This window comes from uncultured Sneathiella sp., assembly GCF_963976355.1.
GTDB lineage: Bacteria > Pseudomonadota > Alphaproteobacteria > Sneathiellales > Sneathiellaceae > Sneathiella.
Genome location: NZ_CAXBKA010000003.1, coordinates 311,932 through 335,377 on the forward strand (window position 1 = coordinate 311,932; position 23,446 = coordinate 335,377).

Annotated in this window: 26 protein-coding genes; 5 read left to right on the forward strand and 21 right to left on the reverse strand. The window is 60.4% G+C overall.

The genetic code is table 11. From position 1 onward, the window contains the following. Window position 1: 1 nt before the first annotated feature. The 17 genes from AAC599_RS08535 to AAC599_RS08615 form a co-directional block, all read right to left on the reverse strand. A complete protein-coding gene (locus AAC599_RS08535) occupies window positions 2–3,343 on the reverse strand; it encodes a phage tail protein (RefSeq protein ID WP_340149982.1) in 3,342 nt (1,113 codons plus the stop codon). Next, complete coding sequence (locus AAC599_RS08540) at window positions 3,343–3,759, reverse strand: hypothetical protein (protein ID WP_340149983.1); 417 nt, start codon at window positions 3,757–3,759, stop codon at window positions 3,343–3,345. Before AAC599_RS08540 ends, AAC599_RS08535 begins: the two co-directional genes overlap by 1 nt. After that, window positions 3,752–4,597: a DUF2163 domain-containing protein gene (locus AAC599_RS08545; RefSeq protein WP_340149984.1), complete on the reverse strand. Its 846-nt coding sequence runs from the start codon at window positions 4,595–4,597 to the stop codon at window positions 3,752–3,754. Before AAC599_RS08545 ends, AAC599_RS08540 begins: the two co-directional genes overlap by 8 nt. Then, window positions 4,594–5,202 carry a DUF2460 domain-containing protein gene (locus tag AAC599_RS08550; RefSeq protein ID WP_340149985.1) on the reverse strand — a complete coding sequence of 203 codons (609 nt, stop codon included), beginning with the start codon at window positions 5,200–5,202 and terminating at the stop codon, window positions 4,594–4,596. Before AAC599_RS08550 ends, AAC599_RS08545 begins: the two co-directional genes overlap by 4 nt. A gap of 4 nt (window positions 5,203–5,206) precedes the next feature. Then, the gene (locus tag AAC599_RS08555; protein WP_340149986.1) at window positions 5,207–5,956 is read right to left on the reverse strand and encodes a hypothetical protein; all 750 of its coding nucleotides are present in this window, start codon (window positions 5,954–5,956) and stop codon (window positions 5,207–5,209) included. A 17-nt stretch (window positions 5,957–5,973) separates the two neighbouring features. Further along, window positions 5,974–6,249, reverse strand: coding sequence for a hypothetical protein (locus AAC599_RS08560; protein WP_340149987.1), 276 nt, complete (start codon window positions 6,247–6,249; stop codon window positions 5,974–5,976). 65 nt (window positions 6,250–6,314) lie between these two features. Further along, complete coding sequence (locus AAC599_RS08565; protein ID WP_340149988.1) at window positions 6,315–6,707, reverse strand: hypothetical protein; 393 nt, start codon at window positions 6,705–6,707, stop codon at window positions 6,315–6,317. A 9-nt stretch (window positions 6,708–6,716) separates the two neighbouring features. After that, window positions 6,717–7,622, reverse strand: coding sequence for a phage tail tube protein (locus tag AAC599_RS08570; protein ID WP_340149989.1), 906 nt, complete (start codon window positions 7,620–7,622; stop codon window positions 6,717–6,719). A gap of 12 nt (window positions 7,623–7,634) precedes the next feature. After that, a complete protein-coding gene (locus AAC599_RS08575; protein WP_340149990.1) occupies window positions 7,635–8,024 on the reverse strand; it encodes a phage tail terminator-like protein in 390 nt (129 codons plus the stop codon). Beyond that, the gene (locus tag AAC599_RS08580) at window positions 8,021–8,380 is read right to left on the reverse strand and encodes a hypothetical protein (protein ID WP_340149991.1); all 360 of its coding nucleotides are present in this window, start codon (window positions 8,378–8,380) and stop codon (window positions 8,021–8,023) included. Before AAC599_RS08580 ends, AAC599_RS08575 begins: the two co-directional genes overlap by 4 nt. A gap of 4 nt (window positions 8,381–8,384) precedes the next feature. Continuing rightward, window positions 8,385–8,855, reverse strand: coding sequence for a DnaT-like ssDNA-binding protein (locus AAC599_RS08585; protein WP_340149992.1), 471 nt, complete (start codon window positions 8,853–8,855; stop codon window positions 8,385–8,387). 68 nt (window positions 8,856–8,923) lie between these two features. After that, a complete protein-coding gene (locus AAC599_RS08590) occupies window positions 8,924–10,054 on the reverse strand; it encodes a P22 phage major capsid protein family protein (RefSeq protein WP_340149993.1) in 1,131 nt (376 codons plus the stop codon). 81 nt (window positions 10,055–10,135) lie between these two features. Continuing rightward, a complete protein-coding gene (locus tag AAC599_RS08595; RefSeq protein WP_340149994.1) occupies window positions 10,136–10,840 on the reverse strand; it encodes a hypothetical protein in 705 nt (234 codons plus the stop codon). A gap of 71 nt (window positions 10,841–10,911) precedes the next feature. After that, window positions 10,912–12,234, reverse strand: a complete 1,323-nt coding sequence (locus AAC599_RS08600) for a DUF4055 domain-containing protein (protein WP_340149995.1) — start codon at window positions 12,232–12,234, stop codon at window positions 10,912–10,914. Beyond that, window positions 12,231–13,571 carry a phage terminase large subunit gene (gene terL / locus AAC599_RS08605; protein ID WP_340149996.1) on the reverse strand — a complete coding sequence of 447 codons (1,341 nt, stop codon included), beginning with the start codon at window positions 13,569–13,571 and terminating at the stop codon, window positions 12,231–12,233. The genes AAC599_RS08600 and terL overlap by 4 nt, the downstream gene beginning before the upstream one ends. Further along, window positions 13,564–13,971, reverse strand: a complete 408-nt coding sequence (locus tag AAC599_RS08610) for a hypothetical protein (protein ID WP_340149997.1) — start codon at window positions 13,969–13,971, stop codon at window positions 13,564–13,566. The genes terL and AAC599_RS08610 overlap by 8 nt, the downstream gene beginning before the upstream one ends. 273 nt (window positions 13,972–14,244) lie before the next feature. Next, complete coding sequence (locus AAC599_RS08615) at window positions 14,245–14,769, reverse strand: hypothetical protein (protein ID WP_340149998.1); 525 nt, start codon at window positions 14,767–14,769, stop codon at window positions 14,245–14,247. A gap of 413 nt (window positions 14,770–15,182) precedes the next feature. On the opposite strand from AAC599_RS08615, the gene AAC599_RS08620 reads away from it, so the two are divergent. The 5 genes from AAC599_RS08620 (at window position 15,183) to AAC599_RS08640 (ending at window position 19,310) form a co-directional block, all read left to right on the forward strand. After that, entirely contained in the window at window positions 15,183–16,193 is a 1,011-nt protein-coding gene (locus AAC599_RS08620) for a cysteine synthase A (protein WP_340149999.1), read from the forward strand. A 20-nt stretch (window positions 16,194–16,213) separates the two neighbouring features. After that, window positions 16,214–16,927: an alanyl-tRNA editing protein gene (locus AAC599_RS08625; protein ID WP_340150000.1), complete on the forward strand. Its 714-nt coding sequence runs from the start codon at window positions 16,214–16,216 to the stop codon at window positions 16,925–16,927. A 54-nt stretch (window positions 16,928–16,981) separates the two neighbouring features. Further along, the gene (gene sseA / locus AAC599_RS08630) at window positions 16,982–17,839 is read left to right on the forward strand and encodes a 3-mercaptopyruvate sulfurtransferase (RefSeq protein WP_340150001.1); all 858 of its coding nucleotides are present in this window, start codon (window positions 16,982–16,984) and stop codon (window positions 17,837–17,839) included. A 2-nt stretch (window positions 17,840–17,841) separates the two neighbouring features. Continuing rightward, window positions 17,842–18,399 (forward strand): GNAT family N-acetyltransferase, encoded by a 558-nt coding sequence (locus tag AAC599_RS08635; RefSeq protein ID WP_340150002.1) that lies wholly within the window; start codon window positions 17,842–17,844, stop codon window positions 18,397–18,399. Window positions 18,400–18,494: 95 nt separating this feature from the next. Then, a complete protein-coding gene (locus AAC599_RS08640) occupies window positions 18,495–19,310 on the forward strand; it encodes a hypothetical protein (protein ID WP_340150003.1) in 816 nt (271 codons plus the stop codon). A gap of 8 nt (window positions 19,311–19,318) precedes the next feature. On the opposite strand, the gene AAC599_RS08645 is transcribed toward AAC599_RS08640, so the two are convergent. The 4 genes from AAC599_RS08645 to AAC599_RS08660 form a co-directional block, all read right to left on the reverse strand. Beyond that, a complete protein-coding gene (locus AAC599_RS08645) occupies window positions 19,319–19,843 on the reverse strand; it encodes a hypothetical protein (RefSeq protein WP_340150004.1) in 525 nt (174 codons plus the stop codon). 442 nt (window positions 19,844–20,285) lie between these two features. Next, window positions 20,286–21,056, reverse strand: a complete 771-nt coding sequence (locus AAC599_RS08650) for an amino acid ABC transporter ATP-binding protein (protein ID WP_340150005.1) — start codon at window positions 21,054–21,056, stop codon at window positions 20,286–20,288. A gap of 12 nt (window positions 21,057–21,068) precedes the next feature. After that, window positions 21,069–22,172, reverse strand: a complete 1,104-nt coding sequence (locus tag AAC599_RS08655) for an amino acid ABC transporter permease (RefSeq protein WP_340150006.1) — start codon at window positions 22,170–22,172, stop codon at window positions 21,069–21,071. 1 nt (window position 22,173) lies between these two features. Further along, window positions 22,174–23,367, reverse strand: a complete 1,194-nt coding sequence (locus tag AAC599_RS08660; RefSeq protein ID WP_340150007.1) for an amino acid ABC transporter permease — start codon at window positions 23,365–23,367, stop codon at window positions 22,174–22,176. Window positions 23,368–23,446 lie beyond the last annotated feature (79 nt).

Here is a 23,446-nt window from a genome sequence, read left to right on the forward strand (position 1 = left end):
GCTAAATAGTCTCCGTTGCCGGAAAGCCCCGGCCGATGGTTTCTGAGAGTTGATAGAGGGTGAGGTCGAGTTCCGGCACCGCGCTTTCCGCGGCGTCGAAATCGGCGTTAAAATCCTCGACGCTGTAGAGATATTCCGTCGCGTCCGACACATATTTCGACACGCTCGCGCCGCCATGGGTGAAGCGAAGCTCATAGCGCTCGAACGCTTCCGACAGCGGCACCAGCCCGTTGAGCGCGCCGCCGCCGACGCGGGTCCGCCGCTGCCAGCCGAGGGTGAGATCACCGCCGCTCCGCGCCGCCGAAATCTGCACGGGCGCGTATGGCTTGAGGTCTTTCCCCGACAGCGCCCGCACCGTGACCGGCGCCGCCTCGATCAGGCGGCCTTCCCCGACCGCTTTCCAGCGCCGCGGCACCTCGATATCACCGAGCGCGGAAAAGCCGCGACCCAGATCACCGGGACGCAAGAGGATAACCCGCTCCCCGACTTTATGGCCCGCCATCGCCCCTTCCGTGCCACGGCGGCCGCGGATGAAGGTATCCAGGCGATAGCTGCCGTCGCCGTTCAGGGTGACATTGGCGAAATGCACGATCTCGTCCCCCACCAGCAATGTATTGCCGCCGTTCAGCAGCGCCGCCTCCGTGATGCTCTCGAGTTCGTCCCCGCCGTTTACAAAGCGGATATCGAGGGTCGAGGTGGTGTCCGTCTGCCAGGGTGTGCCGGGATCGGCAAGAGCGCCAAGCGCCACGCCCCAGACAGCGCCGGCGGCCACCGTTCCCTCCAGCTCGAAGCTCTCCGCATCGAAGGCGGAATAGAGCGCCCCTTCCGACCAGCCGGACGGATGGCCGTCCATGGCATAGTAGAAACGGCTACCGCTGCCCGCCGTCGCATCCTGATCGCGCAGGAGCGGCAGATCGAGCAGGAACAACTCCGCATAACTGCCGCGCCGGATCAGCGCCTGTTCATAGCCGCTGCCCGCATCGCTCGACAGGGCAGAGCTGTAGGAGAGCGGCGCGAGCGTGACCGCCTCCGCCTCCAGCGTGATATCGGCACCAAGCCGCGACTGCATCAGCCGCGCCGAGGCCGCCCCGCCGTCAAGGCCGACCGTCACCACATCCGCCGGATCGAGGGCGAGATATTTCATCGGCAGGGACAGACCCAGCGTCTGTCGCTCCGCCCAGGCGGAATACAGCGTTTTCGCCGCTGCCCGCCGCGCCTGATCCGCCGTCAGCGCCATCGGCAGATCGCGGGCCAACTGGTTGCGGCCGAACATGGTCGCGACCGGGCGGAAGCTGCGCTTCTCCATCTGCGTGCCCACCTGATAGCCCGCATCGGCGGCAAGATAGGAAAGCGATATCCGCTCCGGCAGTTCACTCTCCTGCAAACGGCGCAGATCGGGCGGCGCCAGCATGACGGAATGATCGAGGACGACGCCACTATCCGCGCTGTTACGCGGGATGAAGTTCAGCTTGTAACCGCTTTCAACGGCGTCAAAAAATCCGTAATGGCTGAGCGGCGTCAGCGCCTCGCTCACCGGCATCGGCCGATTGACCACATAGCCGGGAACCTCGGCATCAAGCGCCGAGACATCGATGTCCCCGGCCGCCAGTCCCGCCCGCCCGCAGAGATCGGAAACGATCTCCGCGAGGTCAGCGGAGGCACCACTCGCCCGCCGCAGGAACAGGCGCTTCACCCCGAAATCACCGTTGAACGCGATCAGGCTGTCGGTCGCGGCATCATAAATCCCGTTCACCGAGGTCGCGACCCCGTCGAACTCATAGAGATCGACGCGCTCGCGCTCCTCCAGCGTTTCCGCGCTCAGGTAAACCGCATACCGCCCGGCGCTGATCAGCACCAGCTCGGCGCCGTTATGAGTATGTACAAGCGAGAGATCACCGCTCAGGTCGCTGACATCGCGGGCCGTGGTGATTGCGCCCGCAACCGTCGACCATTTGAACAGCCGGTAGTCATTCTGAAAGACAAGCTCCCCGGTTGCCGGAAGATAGCCGACGAGGCGGGTAATCGTGTTGGTCTCGCTCCCCGTCCCGCCGAGAGGGGTGAGGTTCGCCGCCGCAATCGTGTAGATGTCGCTGGTCACGGAATAATCGGTGCCGTCCATATCGGGGCTGCCGAAGACGGAAACGCGGACGATCTGCAAATCGCTCACCACCGGGCCGGTCGCCCAGCCGGACATGGCAACCCAGGCGACCTCCTCCTCATCCGTGACCGCGCCGGTGCAGACGCGCGAGGCCGTGGGGATGGTCTCCACCACCTCAAGGCTTTCATCAAAGATAACGACCTGATAGCTCTGCTGCGATCCGGCAACCTGAAACTGTGCGCTAGTCAGCGGATTGACGATATCCGTCGAGAAGGTCACCGCGCCGACGCCATCCGTCAAGTCCGCGCTGCCCAAGAGGATCATCGCCTCCCCGTCGACCCGGTGGATCTGCCGCCCGGCGAGCACTGCCGCGCCCGTCCCGATCCAGAAGACGCCCTTGCGATCTCGCGCAAGGCCGCGCGTGGCATCGGGCAGGCGCGGAAACTCCGATCCGATCCCGGCACTCGCCAGTTCCTCAAGGGTCAGCGCGTCGATCTTGCGGATCACATCGACACCGCCTACCACCTCATAGCTGTAAGCGATGCCGCGCTCCGCATCATAGGCGAAGGAGCTGGCCGTCACCGCAGAAATCGCGCTGTCGGTCAGCGGATACGCGCCGAGCCCGTCCGTCGCCACCAGCACCTCGATATTCGGAATGCGGTTGCCATAGGGCGCGAGCGGCAGGTCATCAAACACAAGATAGCTGAGGCCGCGATAGGCGGGCACATTGCCCGCGCCCTCCGTCGCCTCGATCACACTGTCGGGGAGCTGCGCTTCATCTCCGCCGTAAAAGCGAAAGCGCAGATCGGCGGCGATCACCTCTCCGGCAGCGCTGGCATCATAGATCACCTTGCCATCGGCCCATATCTTGAGAAGACGGGCGAGCTGTCCCTCCGCGATGGCGACGGCGAAACTGGTGAAATAGGCGTAACCGGTTGTCCGGCTGCCACCGGAGGCACCGCCCTTGCCGCCGCCCCCGCCGCTGGTCACGGCTTCGGACCGCAGGCTGGAGGCCCAGATGATATTCCCCGCAAGACGCATGGTGCCGTATATTTTCGGGATCGGTGCGCCATAGCTTGCACCGGTGATTTTAAGATCGCTGAGGCGCGGTCCGGGGGCGGCGGAACTGTCCTCGGGGAAGAGAACACGGCCGAGCGTCGTGCCGACCATCCAACCGGCTCCAACTCCCACACCGGTTATCGCACCGATACCGGCACCGGCAACTCCTAAGGCCAATGTCGCCATTATTTTACCTCCGGCAGGGAAAACACAAGAAAGGGCGCGCCATAGACGGCCAGCGGTTCCTCGATCACCTGGCGCCGCCGGGCATGGGCATGGATCACGGTCGGCACGCCATCCTGGACGCCAAGAAAACCGACATGGATCGGGAAACTGCTTTCCTTGAACACGCCGATATTCCCTTCTTTCCAATTAGTTGTTGGAATATTTTGAAGTTGTCTGTGAATTTCAGTCAGAAGCTGACGACCATCCTGCCGCCGCCGGTAGGCGGTGACATCCTGTACCGGCAGCCCCATCTCGCGCGCGACCATGACGATGAGGCCGATGCAATCGACCCCGCCCGCCCGGCTCCGTCCCTGATGCTGCCAGCGCGTGCCGATCCAGCCGCGCGCAGCCTCGATTACCTGCGTGCGCTTAGTCATTGCCACTCTCCAGCAGGGCGTCGGTGCCCGGAATATGCGGGAACCCCCGGAAATTCAGATGGTTGCCATAGACATCGCGGCAGGTCGCATAGCGCTTGTCGCAGCCGGGAAAGAAGCTGACCGCATCGCCCTCGGCAACCGGAAACGGCATCTCCAGATAGAGGGTCACCGTCTTCTCCGCCTGCACCCAGCCCCGGATTTCCGAGGATCGGCCCGCATTCTCCCCGCTGGTGAAGGTCAGCACGCCGCCGGTCAGCACATCATCCGCGCCGCTATAGCTTGTAAGGGTGAACACCCCGCGCGAGGTAACGCTGGCGACGCTATCGGCTTCCGTCAGCGCGTCGATATCGACGCCGCATTTTGCGTCCCCAAGATCGGCGCTGCAAAGCGGCGCATAGACGCCGCCGATCTCGTGCAACAGGGCCTGCGACAGGCCGCGCAGCTCCGCCGTGAAGGCACCGTCGCGGGCCGAGATTTCACCGAGCCACCCCTTGCGGAGCGGGATCGTTCCCATGGAGATATCCTGCCAGTTGATCATGAAAATCCGCACTTCCGCATAGTCATAAAGGCCCGAAAACAGGTCCGCCTCGCTGATAACCTCGCTTTGCAAATTGCCAATGATATCAAGGTTATCGACGGTGAAGCTGCTGGAATTCGCAATCGCGCTGCGTGAATAGCCGCTGGCCGCGAGATAGGTATCGCCGCCCACCACCAGATCCTCATCGAAATCGGTGAAGAAGAGTTCCACACCGTCCTGCCGGGTCAGCGCCCAGCAGGTCGCCAGGGTCAGCACTTCGCCCTGCAGATGGCTGTTCATGGCTGTGCTCAGGCTTTTCATACGCGTATCTCCACCAGCTTGACGCTTTGCCAGTGATGCACGTCGGGCCCCGGAATGGCCGCCTGCATCAGGTCGGTATCGAAGCGGACCGGCACATCGAACTCGCAGGCAACCGTGATATCCGCATCCGCAGCGGGGGCGCTCTCGAAGGTGAGGATGCCGCTCGTCTCATCGACGGACCAGCCGCTCGCCATCGGGCTCGCCGCCACGGCCACACTGACGCTGTCCGCGACGATCTTCTTGAGGTCCCGGTCATAAGGCGGGGCCAGCGCGTCGTCATCGATATAGCGCTTGAAAATCTGGAACGCGATGCTGCTGCCATCGCCGGTGGCAATAGATTGCGCCGGCATCACAAAATCGGAGAAATCCTTCAGGCGGAAACCATAGGCGCGCCCGCGCCGGGCATGGAAGAAATCCAGCACCGCCGTCCATTCCGCGCCGCGGCTCGGGCTGATATCGACGATATACTCGCGCCGGGCCTGTGCCCAGTTGATATTGCGCTGTTCGAACCCGGAATTCAGGATCTGCACGGTCGTCGAGAATCGCGGCCCCCCCATCGCCCCGTAGGACACACGGGTCGGGAATCGCACTTCGTGAAAGCTCATGATATTATCCGTTTCTGTTCAGGGCCCGCTGCGCCTGCCGGAGCGCCTCGCCCTGGATTTGCGACTGGCTGAGGCGGAAGCTGGCGGCGTCGGGGGTCGAGATATTGAAGGCCATATGGATGACCGGCGAAGGCGCCCCGTTATTGCTGCGCTGCTGCGCCGGGGTTTCGATGGTAACCCGCTCCCCGCGCGTCAGCCGGAGCGGCACGAGGTTCCGGTCCACGCCAGTCGCGCCGCCGACGGTGAACTGCCCGCCGCTTGCAAAGCCGGGGATGAGGCTCTTGAGTGATCTGCTGCCGCCAAAAAACATCCCCGCGAGATCGGTGAGCAGTCCGCCGGAGCCGCCAAGGTTCTGTCCCGCCGCCGAGGTCAGCGTGCGGGTACCGAGACGGATCAGGTCGTTCTCCAGCCCTTTCAGGACCGACTTGAAATCCTTGCCCGAGACGAGCAGCTTCTCAAAGGCCGAGCCGAACGCATCGCCGAGTTTCCCGGCAATCCTGCCGCCAAGATCGCCGAGACTGCCAAGCTCGGTCTTTGCGGAGGCAAGCCCGCGGGCAAGCTCATCGACAAAGCCGCCCTTTCCGGGGGCCGCAAGATCAGTCTTGAGGCCGCCAAACTGCCGGGTGAGCGATTTTGCCTCCTGCTCGGCCTTGCGGGATTTCTCGCTCAACTGATCGAGGCTTTTGAGCGCCGCCGCCAGACCGTCGGTATCCACCTCAAGGCCAAGCCGCGACAGGGTCGTTCTTTGCGCCATTTATCCAGTCCTTTTCCTTATTCAGGGCGCGATTGCGCCCGCCAGAGTTCCAGCAGGTCGAGAAAGAGGCCGATTTCGAACCCGGTTGCCCGCAGTCCGAAGCGGGCCATGATATCGTCGGCAATCTGCGACGGGCGCACCGCCCCCTCTTCCGCCGCATAGACCGGCAGGAGGGCGATGAACCAGTCCCACAGATGCCGCAAACACTCGGGCGGACGGGCGGAGGTTTCTGCCGCCGCCGGAGCCTTTCCGGTCACTTTCGCCACCTGCGCAAAGGCCGCGCGGCGGCTCATCCCGCCGCCGACATCCGCCGCCAGCCAGAGCTGATGCCGCAGCCAGGCCTTGAGATCGGCGGCGGCTAGGGCAAAAAATTTGCCCGGTCCTCTACAAAGGCGACCACCTGATCGCGAATCCAGAGCTGCTCGCGATAGAGCTTCTTCGCATTCTCCGGCGTGCCGTCACACTGCACGCCGTTCAGCTCGATATTCTCGAAGCGCTGCGTGATGGCGACCAGCCGCTCGATCAGCCTTTCCTCCAGCTCCGCTGCGGTCAGCTCCAGCTTGCGCTCGCTGATCTGCCGGTCGATCTGCGCCCGGAGGGTCCTGCGGTAATTTTCCGCATCCTCCCCCTGCAGCCAGATCACGGCGGGGAGTTTCTCCCCCGTCTTCGGATGGCGCAGGGTCAGCGGCGCGCCCGCCTCGCTGCGGGCCCGCAAATCGAAGGCCGCGACGTCAAATACATTCTTTGGCATATTTCCTCCTTAGGCGGCTGTCCGGGTGAGCTTGAGATTGGTTGCCTCGCCTGCGTCATAGAGCGCGGTGAAGGGCAGCGACAGTGTGATCGGGCCTGCGCCCAGCGCCGGATTCTCGGCCCCTGTATAGACAATGCGCGGCAGTTCGAACGTCAGGCTGCCGCCCGCCCCGCTGAGAGTAAGCGCAAGGCTGCTTTCGGTTCGATCGATGAATTTTTCGAGAAGGCCCGCATCCTCGAAATAGATGACGATCTCGCCGCTGATCCGGGACTGCCCCGCCAGCAGGGCCTCGGCCTCCGCATCGCCGATGACAAAGGCCTGCTCCAGCCCGTTGTCAATAACAAGGTCGAGACCGGCGACAATGCCGATGGCCGCGCCGCCCTCGGTAAGCGATCCTGAAAAACTGTCCATCGGATCATTGGCCACGGCGGCGGTCGGTGCGCTATCGAGGGAGGTTTCGGAGAGCGCGGAGGATTTCCCGATGATCGAGAGTTTCCCGCTCACCAGCCGGTCCGGCCGCACCGAAAGGCGCAAGCTATCCATCACGCAGCCGGTCAGGACCTGATACTGCCCGATGTCCGCAAAACCGCGCTCGAAAGTGAAGCTCGGCTGGCTCGCCCCCGCTTTCAGCACATCCGAGGACCAGTCCGACTGCATCAGGGCGGCGAGGATGTCATCGAAGGCGCCATAGGAGAGCTCGAAATCGATATCGCCCGCGACGGTTTTCTGGCCGTGCAGCAGGTGGGAAATCTGCCGGTCACTTCGGATCTCCGCCGTTTCCAGCGTCGTCTTCCTGAGGCCGAGGCTGCAGGCCGTATGACGAAATCGGGTCATGTCCGGGGAGGCCGGCGTCGTGCCGAACGTCTCCTCCGCGATATAGCTCAGCCCGTGCTGGGCTCCGGTGGCAAAGGTCATTATGTTGGCTCCTTAAAAATAGCTGCGCCAGAAAATGAGAAGCGGGAGAATGACTTTCTTGAGGTCGCCCTCATTGGCGCCGACCGCCGCCCCGTCGAGATGAACGTCGAGGCCGTCGAAGCTGAGGACCCGCCCCTTGTTGAAATGCGCCCGGAGCGCATCGATCCGGCTCTGGGCGGCGATCATATCGGCGTCATGCACGGTGATGCGGTAGTCGCCCGTATGCAGTTCCACCGCGCCGGAGCCGAGGAATATCCCTTCCGCCGGGGCGGGCAGGAAACTTGCCTGAAGATAGGCCTTGCCGTGGGCCGGGTAATAGGGCCGCGCGGGAAAGGCCACATCCTCGCTCTGATAGACCTGAAGACGCGCATCCAGCGCCGCCTGAATTTTGCGATAGCTCATTGGTAGCTCACCTCGTAAAGAATGCCCGCGCCGGTATCGGCGGCGACCACCTGCAGCAATGTGAAAGTTTCCGCCCCGATGACGAGATCATCATCGGCCTTCGGCGTCACCGCCTCGCATTCGATCAGGGCGTGATGCCGCGCCGGGTTGATGACCGCGCCGTCGGCGTTCGCAGCATCGGCAAGGGTTTTCTCCGTGCGGACAAGACGGATGGCGGTATCGCCGGTTGTCTCTTCGGCGCTGCTGCCGGGGTCATAGTCGCCTTGCGTTTTCTGGCGGAGGGTTGCGCTTACCGCCACCTCCCCTGCGAGATCGAAAAGGTCGCGCACCATGCGCCGGATGGAGTCATTCCGCATTGCCCTACCCCCTTACCAGATTGTTCGTGGACACCCGCGCGCCGATCTGCTGCAACAGGCGGAAGATGAAGCTCATGCGCTTTCTGCCTTCCTCATAGGAGACCTCTATGGGGCCGATTTTCTGCCGCACCGGCTGGCGCGTATCGAGGCCGTCGCCATCGGCAAGGAAGATAGCCGCCAGTTCCAGCGCCGCCGTGCGCAGCGCATGGGGAATGCCGGTGATGGCGCGGCCGTCATTGTCATAGGCGCCGCTCCTTGGCCATTTAAGCCCCTGATCCCGCTCCAGGACGACGCCGGGATAGAGATAGCTGTCGATATGCAGGGCCGCCCGGATAAGCGCCTGTTCCCGCGCCCCGTCGGCGGCGGCGGTCCAGCCGTCATGGGCGAGCGCCGTGAAATGGCTGTCGGCCTCGGAGAGAGAGACGTAAGCAGTCGCCCCGGTGACGCCGCTGCCGGTTTCGGTTATCAAGGTCATGGATGTCTTCCTGCTAGATCTTTCAAGAAAAAGGGAGCGGCGATGTTTCGCACCGCTCCCCCGGTCAGTCAGCCCGCGAGGCGGACGGCCAGTTCCGGCCGAACCAGCGCGACACCCCAGAGGATGTCGAACTCCCAAACCACCTGCTTGTACTGGCGCGAGACCTCCAGACGCAGCGAGATTCCCGTCTCCGGATCGGTCATCGACATGATCTGGCTGCCGAGCCCCATATCCTGCGTGCTGTAGGCCAGCGGCCGGTTGGCGAAGGCGAAGGCGTCGCGGTTGAACACCAGATTGACCACATGATCATCGACGAAGGTCATCGCCGCGTCATTGGCCGGGGCCGAAGTGATCGCGGGGGAGATGGTCAGGGTCGATTCCGTGCCCGACAAATCCGTCGCGGCGAGCACGACATATTGCTGGGCATCGCCATCGATGGTGAAGATGTCGCCAACGGACGGCTTGGTCGTGAAACCGTCGGCAATCAGGGTCGAGCCGGTCTGCGATCCGCCCTTGACCAGCGTCGTGCCTTCCGCCCCGGTGACATGGGTGGCGACATGATCGTCGCTGTACCAGTCAATGCCGTATTTGCGGCCGATCTCACCGTCGATCTTGACGGAATTGCTGCCCGCCCGGTCGGCATCGGCGAAGGCCGCGAGATCGAGCGCGTTGGATTCCGCATCGAAATCAAGCACGCCATAGCGGAACTCCTTCGGGGCCTTCTGCTCCATCAGCAGCTTGCGCGCCGCTGTGGCATCGCTGGCGTCCGTCGCGAAGGGCGTCGTGCCCGCCGCGCCGACAAGGCCGTAGATGCCGGTATATTGCGCGTGGATCGACTGGTTGACCGCATTGGCCAGCGCCCGGATCGCGGCACTCGCCTGCACGGGCATGAAGCTCTCGCGCGCATCGACCTCCATCATCTCCTTGTCGGTGAGATAGAAGTCCGCCTTTTTCCAGTTGTTCAGCTCGATCTGCACTTTCTCAAGGGTCGAGCTGGTCGGTGTTGGCGGGGTGGTGCCCGGCGTCACATCCTCCGCTGTCAGGTCAGAGGGGAGGATCACATCGATGGTGTCGCCTTTCTGCGCCGCATCGGCACTGAAGTCGCCATTGACGAGGCGCGGCATCACGGTTTGTTCGCGCAGGGCCATCAGGCCGCGCGCCAGGATTTTCGGTATGGCGGCCGAGATATCATTTGCCATTTTTGTCTCCGTTATTCTGGGATTGATGAAAGACTGTCGCTGCCCGTCCCGGGCGGATGCCGCATCCCGCGGACTTATGCGCTAGAGGCTGACCGACACCTTCCCGGTGGCGATATCCTCGATGCGCGTATTCAGGGCCCATTGGTTATGGCCGTTGATGGTGGAGCGGCGGACCGGCGTTGCGGCCGGGTCCATGCCGGAGCCGCGGTTGCCCGTGGGGTCGAACGCCCTGGCGAAAACGGGGGAGTTTCGCATCTCGGCGACAAGCTCGGGGAGTGTCATCGGCGTCCCTTCCGATGTTTCGCGAATGCTCCCGTCAGTGCCGAGGATGCGGATATGGGCCGCTCCCCCGTCTTCAACCAGCGCAACGGCACTCCGGATATGCGGCATCAGGAGATCAACGCTCCCCCCTGCCTTCAGAAGTGCATCATGCGCTCGCGTGGTGATCAGAAATTCCGCGTTGCTTTCTTTGAGCCGCGCGATCTCCGCGTCCTTTGCGGCCAGCACCGCATCGAACTGCTCCGTGAATTCCGCCGTGAGTGCCTTTGCCTTCTCGGCCCAGGCGGTCTCCGGATCGGCGCCGAGCTGTCGCCAGGCTTTCAGCTCCTTCTCCAGCGACTGGCCGGAGCCGCGCTCCTTCTCCAGCGCCGAGAGAAGACCGGAAACATCGAGCCTCGAAGCCAGCACGGGATCGAGGATAAACCCCTCCTCCCCCGGCTGGTAGAGGCTCCGGTAGCTCTCGGAAACATCGGCAAGGTCAGTAACATTTTCAGGAAAATCAAACATGGCAACCTCAATAAAAAAGCCCCGGAAAACGGGGCTGTGTTTCGACAAATAGGACCGGATCCGGGATCAGCTCAGACAGGCGCGGCATTCACCTTCAGGCTGTCGGTGAGCAGCCCGCGCACCTTCGCTTCGCGCAGGAACTCCTCCTTGCTGACATCGCCAAGCCGCCGCGCCTCCATCAGGAAGTCGAGATCGGCCGCCCCCGGCTTTTGCGCATCGAACCCGGCGCTGATCCCAATTGTGCCGGTTACCGGTTGGTTCATCCAATCGGCGATGAGGGCCAGCATGGCGTTCAGGCTGTCCTCCAGGTTCATCGCCATCGCGCCCAGCGGAGAGAGCGCATCGGCAGCGTCCAGCGCCCGGCCGGTCGCCGTTTCCGCCTGCTTCGCCGTCTCGAACTGCAGGCCGAACAGGTTCATCGCCTGCTCCAGCGCTTCCAGTTCCCGTGCCCCCGCCTCCAGCGCCGCGCCGGAGCTTTCGACATAATAATATTTGCCCTCGCTCTCGCTGGTGGTCAGCACCTTGTTGGGGCCAACCTCGATGGGGCCGTCAATCTCCGGGTTGTAACCGCTCGCCGCCAAGATGGGGAAGGACGCGACATTGAGCGCGTTCCGCTGGTCGGAGCGGATCTGGTAATGTTCAAGATTGAGAAACGCCAGGTCTTCAAGCGGCGGATCGGCGAGCAGAAACCCTTTCCGCGCCGTATAGAGCGTGACCAGCGGGATGCGGCCAAGGCTGTTGTCGCCGGCCTCTGCCTCGATCCATTTGCCGCCCTTGTCCTGCCGGTAAAGCCGCCAGCGGTCGGGCTCAATCACGCGGATCTGCTCCTGCTCCACTTCCTCGAACCCGTGATAGCGCACCGCCTTCTCGCGGATGCGGATCTGCGTCAGTATCTTGTCGCCGCCCCGGCTGTCCCATTGCGCCGCGATCAGCTGATCGGCGCGCACATGTACGGCATAGGGCCGGGCGCCGTTCTCGCGTTCCTCGGCCAGCGAGGCACCGCCCGCCGCGCTCGGAAAATCGACCAGCACATGGGACAGACCGCAGACCATCGCGTCCTCGAACCAGTCGCGGGCGAAGACATTGAGGCCGCGCCCGACCAGATCGATATTCCGCAAGATGGCGACGATTTCATCCGGCATATCGTCGGAGATGATCAGCGGTTCGGCAAAGACCCGCCCGACAAGCTTCTGCACCGTGCGGCGGAAATAATTACGCAGGACAGAGCGGCTCGCCCGTTCCGCATAGATCGCGCTGTTTTCCGCCGGATGGCGCGGCAGGAACTTTGTACCCGCCGCCTGCATGGCGAGGGTGCCGCCCATCAGCGTCTGCGGCAGCGACCATTTCGCCGCCATGCCGTCATAGAGCGGGGAGGTTTTGGACGGATCGTTCATGAGTACATATCCTGTTGTGATTTCTGACTATGTTGGGTGAGCAGGTTAAACGCCTCGCAGACAGCATCCACCTGGTCGTCATGGCGGCCCGCCGGGAAATTTTCGAGCTCGGTGAGGAAATCCGCATTCCACGGCCCCGCCACCAGCTTCACGTTCCCCGCCTCGCATTGCGAGGAAAAGGGCATCGCCCGGACGATCTTGCTGCCGGTCACCGGCTGGCTCTTCACCCGGAACCCGGCGAGCAGGCGGACCAGCGCCAGCGCCTGCGACTTGCCCGCCTGCCCCGGGTCCTGCGGCAGGGCGATGGTCGTCTCCCGCCCGTCGCTGCCCGCGAGATTATAGATGGTGCGGTCAACCTCGTTCGGAGTGCCCTGCAACCGTTCCACATGCTCGATATAGAAAATGCCGTCCTTGTCCCGCGCAAGAAGGACACCCGCGGTCCAGTCGGGCTGCGCGCCCGCCTCGGCATGGCTGCCCGCGAGGTCCCAGCCGCGTACGCGTCGCACCTCCGCCGGGGCACTCGTCACCACCGGAAACCAGCTCCGGCGAAAATAGGCGCCTGCCGCCGGGCGGATTTTCCAGTTGCCCGAGAGCAGCCGTTCGCGATCCACGGTCGAGAGCGCAGCGAGATTGGCGCGATAACCCGGGTCCCGTTCCATCAGGATCTTGTTATTCTCGATCCGCGCGGCGATGAAGGTCGCCGACTTGGCGATCTTGCCCTTATGCGCCGCCTCCAGCGCCGCCTTGTCATCGCCCCAGACGAGGCTGTCCTCCTCGCGCACGAACCAGCGCAGCTTGCCCGAGCGCGCCGGGACCGGATAACCCGTCTCCGGATCGATCCACCAGCGGATAAAATCCGCGACCCAGCTGTCCGCATCCGGATTGCAGGTTGCCCGCACATAGGGCGCCGCCCCGCTGACCGAGCGGTTGCGGCTCAGGAGATAGAAGAACTGGCTCTCGGTGAAATGGGTCAGCTCGTCAAAGCCAAGATAGGCCAGCTCCGATCCCTGCCAGTCATATTTGTTCTTTTCATGCTCCAGATGGCCGAAGCTGATGGAGGCACCGCTCGGGAATTTCCAGCTGAGCTCGCTCTCCCGCCCCTTGGCGCCGAGGAGGCCGTAGAGTCCGCAGGACGCATCCCAGAGCCCGCCCTCGTTGCGCACCTGTTTCGAGGTGCGGCGAAAGATGACGGCGCTGAACCCCGGCGCCGCCACATGACGGAGCGGTTCCATCAGCAGCGCGAAGCTCTTGCCGCCGCCCGCCGCGCCGCCATAGATGGCGATGTCCGCCGGGCTGGAGAGGAACATCTCCTGCGGGCCCGGCTGCGGCCTAATCACGTCCATTTTCCGGTATATACAGGCGCGGCGTAAAGAAGCCGCCCTTGCCCTTGTCATTCGCCGCCGCGCCGTCGCCATATTGCGCGGGCGCCAGATGCGCCATCAGCCATTTGCGCGTATCGATCCGCAGTTTGGAGCGGGAGACATCCTCTTTCACCTCACCCGGCGTTTCGGCATTGTCATTGGCGCCATCGGCGATTTCCAGAATTTCCCCGGCGAAGACATCGGCGACGAACCGGCGGATGGTTTCCTCCTCTTTACGTTGAAAGACGGAGCCCAGCAGCGCAACGATATCATTGATACGCCCCGCCTTCTTGATCTCTTCTAGTAAGGGAAGCGCCGTGCTGCGCCGCCATAATTTATTGTTGAGGGCAGCCTTCATCAGGTCAATGGTTTTCATTTATTGCGCCTTAAAATGATAAAATTTTATACTTTAATTACTACTAATAGATGTATTTCTATGAATGGAAATATCTGTATAGGCAGGCTTCAGGATCCGGATTATCTCCGGAATATGTAAAGTTACTTAGAAAAAATGTATAATTTACATAAGTATTACAATGCAATACATCAAATAAAAAGGCCTGCAGAAAAATTTATTTTCCGCAGGCCCAATTTCCGACTATGAGAAATAGTTTATCCTATCGCTCCCCGTATGTCAATTCATTTTCTATTATTGAGTGTTTTTTATCCGCTGATCGTAGAGGTCAAGGCTGTCCAGCAGTTGCGAACGGGAAAAACCGTTTCGTTTCTGCCGCTCCCGATCGACAGTGCGGAAACTTTTCTCGAACACAATTATATCCAGAACAGTCGCAACGGACATGCCGTTCTGCTGCACTGCCACCGCCCAGCGCATGAACCGCCGCACCAGCTCCGATTGCTTCTCCTCGATATTGCCGGTAGACGGCGGGAGGATGGAAAAGGACTGCGTCCGCATTCCGATGCCGGATGTGCGAAGTTGAAAGCCCCGGACAATCATCTCGACCGTGCGGATCTGATCATCCGTCAGTGCCGCATAGAATCGGGCACCGCCCTGACGACGCTGCTTCGGTCTGTGTTCTCCGGCCGCTCCGCTTTTCCGGCAGGCGCAGTGCTTTTTTAAGGGTTGGCCGCTCTCCCGTGCCGACGAGTGAACCGCTACCTTGGGCATGATTCGACGCTCCCGCAAGCTGCGGGGGCTGCTGTCTTCGAATGTCATAGTACCTCTCAATCCCAAAAATAAACTTGACTGTTTCTTTATGAATGCAGCCCGGCGGGGGACGCCTTCTGCCAATCCCGTACAGCCGCCGGATAGTCGGAAATCGTTTGCGCATACCTGTGTCCGGAGTTCGCAACGCCTAGGTCAATGGAGAGAAAAATAGAATCTCAAAATCAGGTAAAGCGGGTTCGTATAGTGTGTTATGAAAATTAAATTTATATAAATATAACTTATATTATAATCGATTGATATAATTCCGTCAATATTCCACTTCTGCGGACGGCCCTCGCGGCGGCGCTCAACCGGCATCCGGCCGGCGCTTTTATTTATCCTTCGTATCTTGACGTACCGATGGTATATGGCCAGATTAACAGTAATGCACTGGTAATCATAAAAAACTACAGATCGGCATCATGGAAATCCGCAAAGACTTTATCGACAGCATCGGCAACACGCCCCTCATTCGCCTCACCGCCGCCTCCGAGGCGACAGGATGCGATATTTTCGGCAAGGCCGAGTTTCTCAATCCCGGCGGATCGGTCAAGGACCGCGCGGCGCTGGCCATCATCAAGGATGCCGAGGAAAAGGGCCTGCTCAAGCCCGGCGGCATGATTGTCGAGGGCACGGCGGGCAATACCGGCATCGGCCTGGCGCTGGTCGCCAATGCCAAGGGCTATAAGACCGTCATCGTCATGCCCGAAACCCAGACCGAGGAGAAAAAGGCGCTGCTGCGCTATTGCGGCGTTGATCTACGCCTGGTCCCGGCCAAACCCTACAAGGACCCGGACAATTACATCAAATATTCCGGCCGACTGGCGGAGGAAATGGCGAAAACCCATCCCGGCGGCGCCATCTGGGCCAACCAGTTCGATAATGTCGCCAACCGTCAGGGTCATATCGACACCACGGGCCCGGAGATCTGGAACCAGACGGACGGCAAGATCGACGGCTTCATCTGCGCGGTCGGCAGCGGCGGCACGCTGGCCGGTGTGGCGACGGCGCTCCGGGCGCAAAAGCCCGGCGTCAAGATCGGCCTCGCCGATCCCATGGGCGCCGCACTCTATAATTACTACAAGAACGGCGAGATGAAATCGGAAGGCAGCTCAATCACCGAAGGCATCGGCCAGGGGCGGATCACCGCCAACCTGGAAGGGTTGGAGATCGACTTTCCCTATCAGATCGACGATGTGGAAGCCTTGAACGTGCTCTATGACCTCAATATCCATGAGGGGCTGCAGATGGGTCTCTCCTCCGGGATCAACGTCGCCGGGGCGATTCGCATGGCGAAGGAAATGGGGCCCGGACATACCATTGTCACGGTTCTGTGCGATACGGCGCAAAAATACTTTAGCAAACTGATGGACGTTGATATGCTGAAGGAAAAGAACCTGCCGGTGGCCCCCTGGCTTTCCGGCGTGAGCTGATCAACAACCCGGAGCCTGTAATGACAACACCGCTATTTCGCGACGACGCCTATCTGACCCGAACGGCGGCGGTGGTCACCGGCGTGACTGATCGCGGCGGCATCCTTCTCGACCAGACTGTCTTCTATCCGACCGGCGGCGGCCAGCCCGGCGACAGGGGAACACTGACGCTCGGCGACGGCACGGTGATCGAGATTGCAACGGCGGTCAAGGGCGAGGCCCCGGACGAGGTGGTCCATGTCCCGGCGGAAGGCAGCCGCCTGCCCGAGGTCGGCGCGGAGGTGACCGCCGAGATTGACTGGGACACCCGCCACCGCCTGATGCGGATGCATAGTTGCCTGCATCTTCTCTCCGCCGTGCTGCCCTATCCGGTGACCGGCGGGCAGGTCTCCGACGGCAAGGGGCGGCTTGATTTCGATCTGCCCGAGGCAACCCTCGACAAGGAGGAGATCACGGCGGAACTCAACCGGATCATCGGCGAAAACCATGCGGTGAGCAGCGACTGGATCAGCGAGGCGGAACTGGACGCCCAGCCCGAGCTTGTGAAAACCATGTCCGTGCAGCCTCCGCGCGGGGCCGGGAAAATCCGGCTGATCAAGGTGGCCAATGTCGATTTGCAGCCCTGCGGCGGCACCCATGTCCGCAACACATCGGAGATTGGCGCCGTCCGGGTCAGAAAAATTGAAAAGAAGGGTCGGCAAAACCGCCGGGTGTCGCTAGAATTCGCAGAATAATACTCAGGAACCGATGGCGGGCGAAGACGCCGCAAAAAGCGTGGAAGAATTAAAATGTCCTATGTAAACCCTACCTCTCTCGTCTCAACCGACTGGCTGGCAGAGCATATGGAGGCGCCGGATGTGCGCATCGTCGATGCCTCCTGGCACATGCCCTTCACCGGGCGCAATCCCCGCGCTGAATATGAGGCCGAACATATCCCCGGCGCGGTCTTCTTCGATATTGATGACATCGCCGATACGGACAACCCCCTTCCCCATATGGTGCCCAGCCCGGAGAAATTCTCGAGCCGGATGCGCAAACTGGGCCTGGGCGACGGCAACCGCATCGTCGTTTACGATACCCTCGGTCTGGTCACCGCCGCCCGCGCCTGGTGGCTGCTGCGCCTGTTCGGCCATCAGGATGTCGCCATTCTCGATGGCGGCCTGCCGAAATGGAAGGCGGAGGGACGTGCGGTCGAGGATGCTCCTGTCAAACCGGCGGAACGCCATTTCACCGCCCGCATCAACAGCTTCCTGCTGCGTGAGAAGGACCAGATCGCCCGCAATATCGGCATGGAACGGGAACAGGTGCTCGATGCCCGCTCCGCCGGGCGCTTCTCCGGGGATGAACCGGAACCGCGCGAAGGCCTGCGCGGCGGCCATATTCCGGGATCGCTCAACCTGCCCTATACGGACCTGTTGAACAGTGATGACAAGACATTTCGGGGTGCTGATGAGCTAAAAGCAACTTTTGATAGAACAGGACTTGATTTCAAGAAACCGGTGATTACATCCTGTGGATCAGGCGTGACGGCATGCGTACTTGCTTTCGGCCTGCATTTACTGGGGCATCACCGGGTTGCCGTCTATGACGGATCCTGGACCGAATGGGCCCTTGACGAAGAACAGCCTGTCGATACCGGAAAGTAGAAATGCCCCTCAAACGCCCTCCCCAGCCTACTCTCGCGGGCAGATGGCCAGTGACAATCACCTTCCTTGAGATGACGGAGCGGGTCAGCGCGGCCCCGCCGCCGCCGCCCGCCGCGCCCCATGCCATTATCCGGGCGGAAAACCCCACCATCTCCTTCTATCGCTATCTCTATGATGCGGTCGGGCGGGACTGGGGCTGGGTCGACCGCAAGCGGATTTCCGATGACGAGCTGGCGGACATCCTCGGCCATGCGGGGACGGAACTCTATGTGCTCTATATGGAGGGCGTGCCCGCAGGCTTTGTCGAGATCAACGGCGCCAACCTGCCCGACACCGTCGATATCGCCTATTTCGGGATCATGCCGGAATTTATCGGCCGCAAGCTCGGCCCGTGGTTCCTGGGCTGGGCGCTGGAGCAGGCCTGGTTCAAGGAGCCGGAGAAAGTCACCATCAACACCTGCACCCTCGACCATCCCAAGGCCCTGCCGATGTATCAGCGCGCCGGGTTCGAGCCGGTCCTCCGCCGGGAAATCGAGATCGAGCCGATCGAGGAAATCTGATCGCGAAGTCGTGACGTGGCGAGCGCGTTGACCGGCGCGCCGTATCAGTTTATCCTGATATATATGTCCGCCCTTCACACTGCGGGAGACTTCCGATGACATCGCTGACCAAACGCCTGCCCCTGTCCCTTTTCACCGCCGCCGCGCTGACCGGCACTCTCGCCGCCGCGTCGGCCCTCGCCGCCCCGCAGATTCTGGCGGTGGCCCAGACGGAACTGACCCTGCCCGTCACCTGCGAGCGCGGGGAATGCACTGTGGAGCTGACCACCATCTGCCTGCAGGAGCATCGCGCCTCTCCCAATCCCGGCAACCGCTATTACGTGCATGGCGACCGCTTTTTCGACCTGACCGGCACGACACCCGCCGGGCAGGAAATTTCCCTCAGCCACCTGCCGGTCACGATCACTGCCGCGCGCGGCCATAACGCCGTCCGCGTCGCCTTCCGGGAAACGGCCCTGAAGAAATACGGCCCGCTAACAGTCAGCATCGCGGTGCCGGAGAATCTCTCGCTTCTCCCGATGCCGATCGAGAATGACGTGAACCCGCAAACGGAGGAGGATATTCTGCTGGCGACCGGCCCCTTGCGCGAAGCGGCAACGCAGCTTGTTGACCTCGACACCAACAAGAAGGGCGCCGCCGAGCTGATCAGCCAGGCCATCAACCGCCTGCCGGAGCGCGGACGCGCAAGTGATGATGCCCGCGCCACCGCCCGCGCCGGTTTCGAGGCCGTCAGCAGCCGCTCCGGCTTCAGCGACAGCGCCCGGGATAACGCGAACGCCGTGGTCCGGGAATGTTATGAGAGCACTACCGCCGGCAGCCTCAGCTTCCGCGGCTGTTTGGGAAGCTGGCACGACCGGATGATCGGCAAGCTCAACACAAAATACTGGAAATCCCTTGGCGCCGGAACCTAGGCGCCGCCTTAAATAACTTCACATTGCTCCAATTGTGAGGAAAACTTGCCATCCGGCATGTCGAGCATGTCAATGTGTATATTCGCTTCTCTCACAACCTTTGCCTCGACGACAACTTCCTTAGCGAGATTGTTGTTCCGATACAGCCACTCCGCTACCTGATACCAGTCCCAGAGAGGATGATTCGATGTGAACTTGACAGTAGGATGGGGAAATTCTTCTAACCTCTCCCCTTTGGCATACAAAGAGATTCTTTGTCGGCTCAAATTAGAACGCTCCGCAATTTCAGACAAGCTTACCAGATAGTCAGGTTCAATCCGCTCAATCTTTACACCCGTCTGACGAAGCTGATGACAGGCTGAAGCAATGGCTTTTGCGAATGACTCTGCTTCCCGTGCAAATTCAGCAACAATTACGCCTTTTTGAAATGACAACGTGGCATCATCACAACCAGCTTCAAAAACAGCATTCAAGAATTCATCATCCTCGATACTCTGACCGAAGGCAACTATTGCAAATTCAAACATTTTCATAATCAGCCCTCCTTGGCAAGGTGTGGACAGCGGTCCACAGATCTCATGATATCCTTTGCATGATTTTGCGCATTCCTCGGTGTCGACCACACAACAACTATGCAGCCCTCTCTATCGTGGAAGTGGCAATACAGCTTACCCCACGGATGTCCTTTGGATAACTTAACTGTCCAGCCGTTCAATACAGCATAACTAATAGCGCTTTCAATATGCTTATCTGGATGTCTTTGTCTAGTCACTCGACAACACCAAATATAACTCAATGTTTACATTTGTCAACATTCTATCAACACATTGTTTATTAAACATTAACAACATCGTAAATTGATCTCACTGCAATAAAACAATTAAACTTACCACAATAAATAGAGTAGACAATACATCAATACGCAAAAAAAGCCCGGTAAAATCACCGGGCTTTTTCTTATTATAGAAAGACTTATCAGGCGTTGTGCAGAATTTGGCTGAGGAATAGTTTGGTCCGTTCGCTTTGCGGGTTCTCGAAGAACTCCTGCGGCGGGGCCTGCTCGATAATCTCGCCGGCGTCCATGAACAGCACCCGGTCGGCGACCGTCTTGGCGAAGCCCATTTCATGGGTCACGCAGATCATGGTCATCCCCTCCTCGGCGAGGCTGATCATGGTGTCCAGCACCTCGGAGATCATTTCCGGATCAAGCGCCGATGTCGGCTCATCGAACAGCATGATGCGCGGGTTCATGCAGAGCGAGCGGGCAATCGCCACACGCTGCTGCTGACCGCCGGAAAGCTGGCCGGGGTATTTGTTCGCCTGCTCGGGGATTTTCACCCGCTCCAGGAACTTCATCGCCGTTGCCTCGGCTTCCGCCTTTGGCGTCTTGCGCACCCAGATCGGTGCCAGCGTGCAGTTCTCCAGAACCGTGAGATGCGGGAACAGGTTGAAATGCTGGAAAACCATACCCACCTCACGGCGGATTTCATCGATTTTTTTCACATCATTGGTCAGCTCGATCCCGTCCACAATGATCTGGCCCTGCTGATGCTCTTCCAGCCGGTTGATGCAGCGGATCATCGTCGACTTACCGGAACCGGATGGCCCGCAGACAACGATTTTCTCGCCCCGCTCAACACTCAGGTTGATGTCTTTGAGGACATGGAAATCCCCATACCATTTGTGCATTCCGATCAACTGGATCGCAACATCGCTTTGTTGTTGGCTCATGGCAGCGTCGCTCATATTTGCGCCCTCCTATCTCTTGTGACCGGTATGGAGCTTGTTCTCCAACCAGATGCTATAACGTGACATTCCAAAACAGAAGATCCAGAAAGTGGCGGCTACGAAGACATAGCCTTCGGTCGCCAATCCGACCCATTCCTTATCCGTTGTGCCGGCCTTGACGATACTCAACAGATCCAGCAGCCCGATGATCAGCACCAGCGTCGTATCCTTGAACAGGCCGATGAAGGTGTTAACGATCGAGGGGATGGAAATCTTGAGGGCCTGCGGCAGGACAATCAGCCCCATCGACTGCCAGTAGCCGAGGCCGAGTGAACTCGCCGCCTCCGTCTGACCCTTGCCGATGGCCTGCAGGCCGCCGCGCACCACCTCGGCCATATAGGCAGCGGAGAAGAGCGACATGCCGACGAGCGCCCGGATGAGCTTGTCGAAATTCACCCCTTCGGGCAGGAACAGCGGCAACATGACCGAGGCCATGAACAGCACCGTAATCAGCGGTACGCCGCGGATCAGCTCAATAAAGCCGACACAGAGCATCCGCACGATCGGCATGGTCGAGCGCCGTCCGAGCGCCAGGACGATCCCGAGCGGCAGGGCCACAAAGATCGAGACTGACGCCAGCACCAGCGTCAGGAACAGACCGCCCCACTGCGAGGTTTCGACAACCGGCAGCCCGAAGAATCCACCGTAGAACAGGAAGTAACAGACAACAGGAACAAAGACGAAGGTATAGATCGCCGGCCATTTCTTGTTCTTCACAAAGTCGGACAGGACCAGGAACAGCCCGATCGCCGCCAGAACATAGCCGACATCGATGCGCCAGCGCTCCTCGACCGGATAGAAGCCGTACATGATCTGACCCCAGCGGGCCTTGATAAAGACCCAGCAGGCACCACTCCCCGTGCAGTCCTCGCGGGTTTCGCCAACGAAGTTCGCATTGATAAAGGCGTAGGAAACAATCGCGCTGAGCGCCCACCAGACCACATAAATCGATACGACGGTCAGCAGGATGTTCAGCGGACTTGAAAACAAATTCTCCCGCATCCAGCCGATAACACCGGTCTGGGAGGCAGGGGGCGGCATATCCGCATGGCGTTGTGTTTTGACGATGGCCATCTTATCTCTCCACCAGTGCTATGCGTTTGTTGTACCAGTTCATAAACATCGAGATCAGGAGGCTTATGGTCAGGTAGAACACCATGGTTATCAGAATAACCTCAATCGCCTGACCGGTCTGGTTCAGCGACGTGCCGGCGAAGATCGCCGTAATATCCGCATAGCCGATGGCGGTCGCAAGCGAGGAGTTTTTCGTCAGGTTCAGATATTGGCTTGTCAGCGGCGGAACGATCACCCGGAGCGCCTGCGGCAGGATCACCAGCCGCATCGTGAAGCTGCCCCGGATCCCGAGGGAATGGGCCGCCTCTGTCTGGCCATGGCTGACCGAGTTGATACCGGAGCGGACGATTTCCGCGATAAAGGCGCCGGTATAAATCGCCAGCCCGAGCAGCAAGGCCAGAAATTCCGGTTCAAGCGACCAGCCCCCGTTGATGCTGAAGCGGCCGAATTCCGGATAGCTGATCGTGTAGGGAAGCCCCATGATCAGCGCCGCAATCACCGGCAGGGCGATAATCAGGCCGACACTCGTCCAGAATACCGGGAAAATCTGTCCGGTCAGGTCCTGGCGCTTGCTGGCCCATTTACCGATCATCACCGAGGCGATAATGGCCACCACCAGCGCGACCGGGATAAGCCAGAACCCGGCTGAGGGGATAATCGCCGGGAAATTCATACCGCGGTTATTGATGTAGAAACTGTCACCGAGGGAGATACTGTCCCCGACGAGTGGCAGGACCGACAACACCGCGAAATACCAGAACATCAACTGTACCAGCAGCGGAATATTGCGGACCACCTCGATATAGACGGCGGCGATCTTGTTAACGACCCAGTTTTTCGACAGGCGCAGGACGCCGAAGACAAAACCGATGAGGGTCGCAAAGAAAATGCCGGAAATTGAAACAGCGAGAGTATTGATAATACCGATAATCAGCACATCAAGATGGGTCGATGTCTGACTGCTGTAGTCCATCAGGAGGACAATGCCGATGCCGAATCCCGAAGGCTGGCTTAGAAATCCAAATCCGGAGGCGATACCGCGTTTCTCCAGATTGACCGCCGTATTGTGGCTGACATAGGCGACGAATAGAATAAATAGCGCGATTACGACAATCTGGTAGAAAATTGCACGGTATCGCGGGTCTCGAAATTTGCTGAGTTTGGCAACTTCAAGATCAGCTGCTTCTGCCGTCATAAACTACTCCTCCCCAAGGATTGTTAAGACTACGGCTGTTAAAAAGCAAAAGGAGTGTATGTCCGGTTAAAACAGGCCA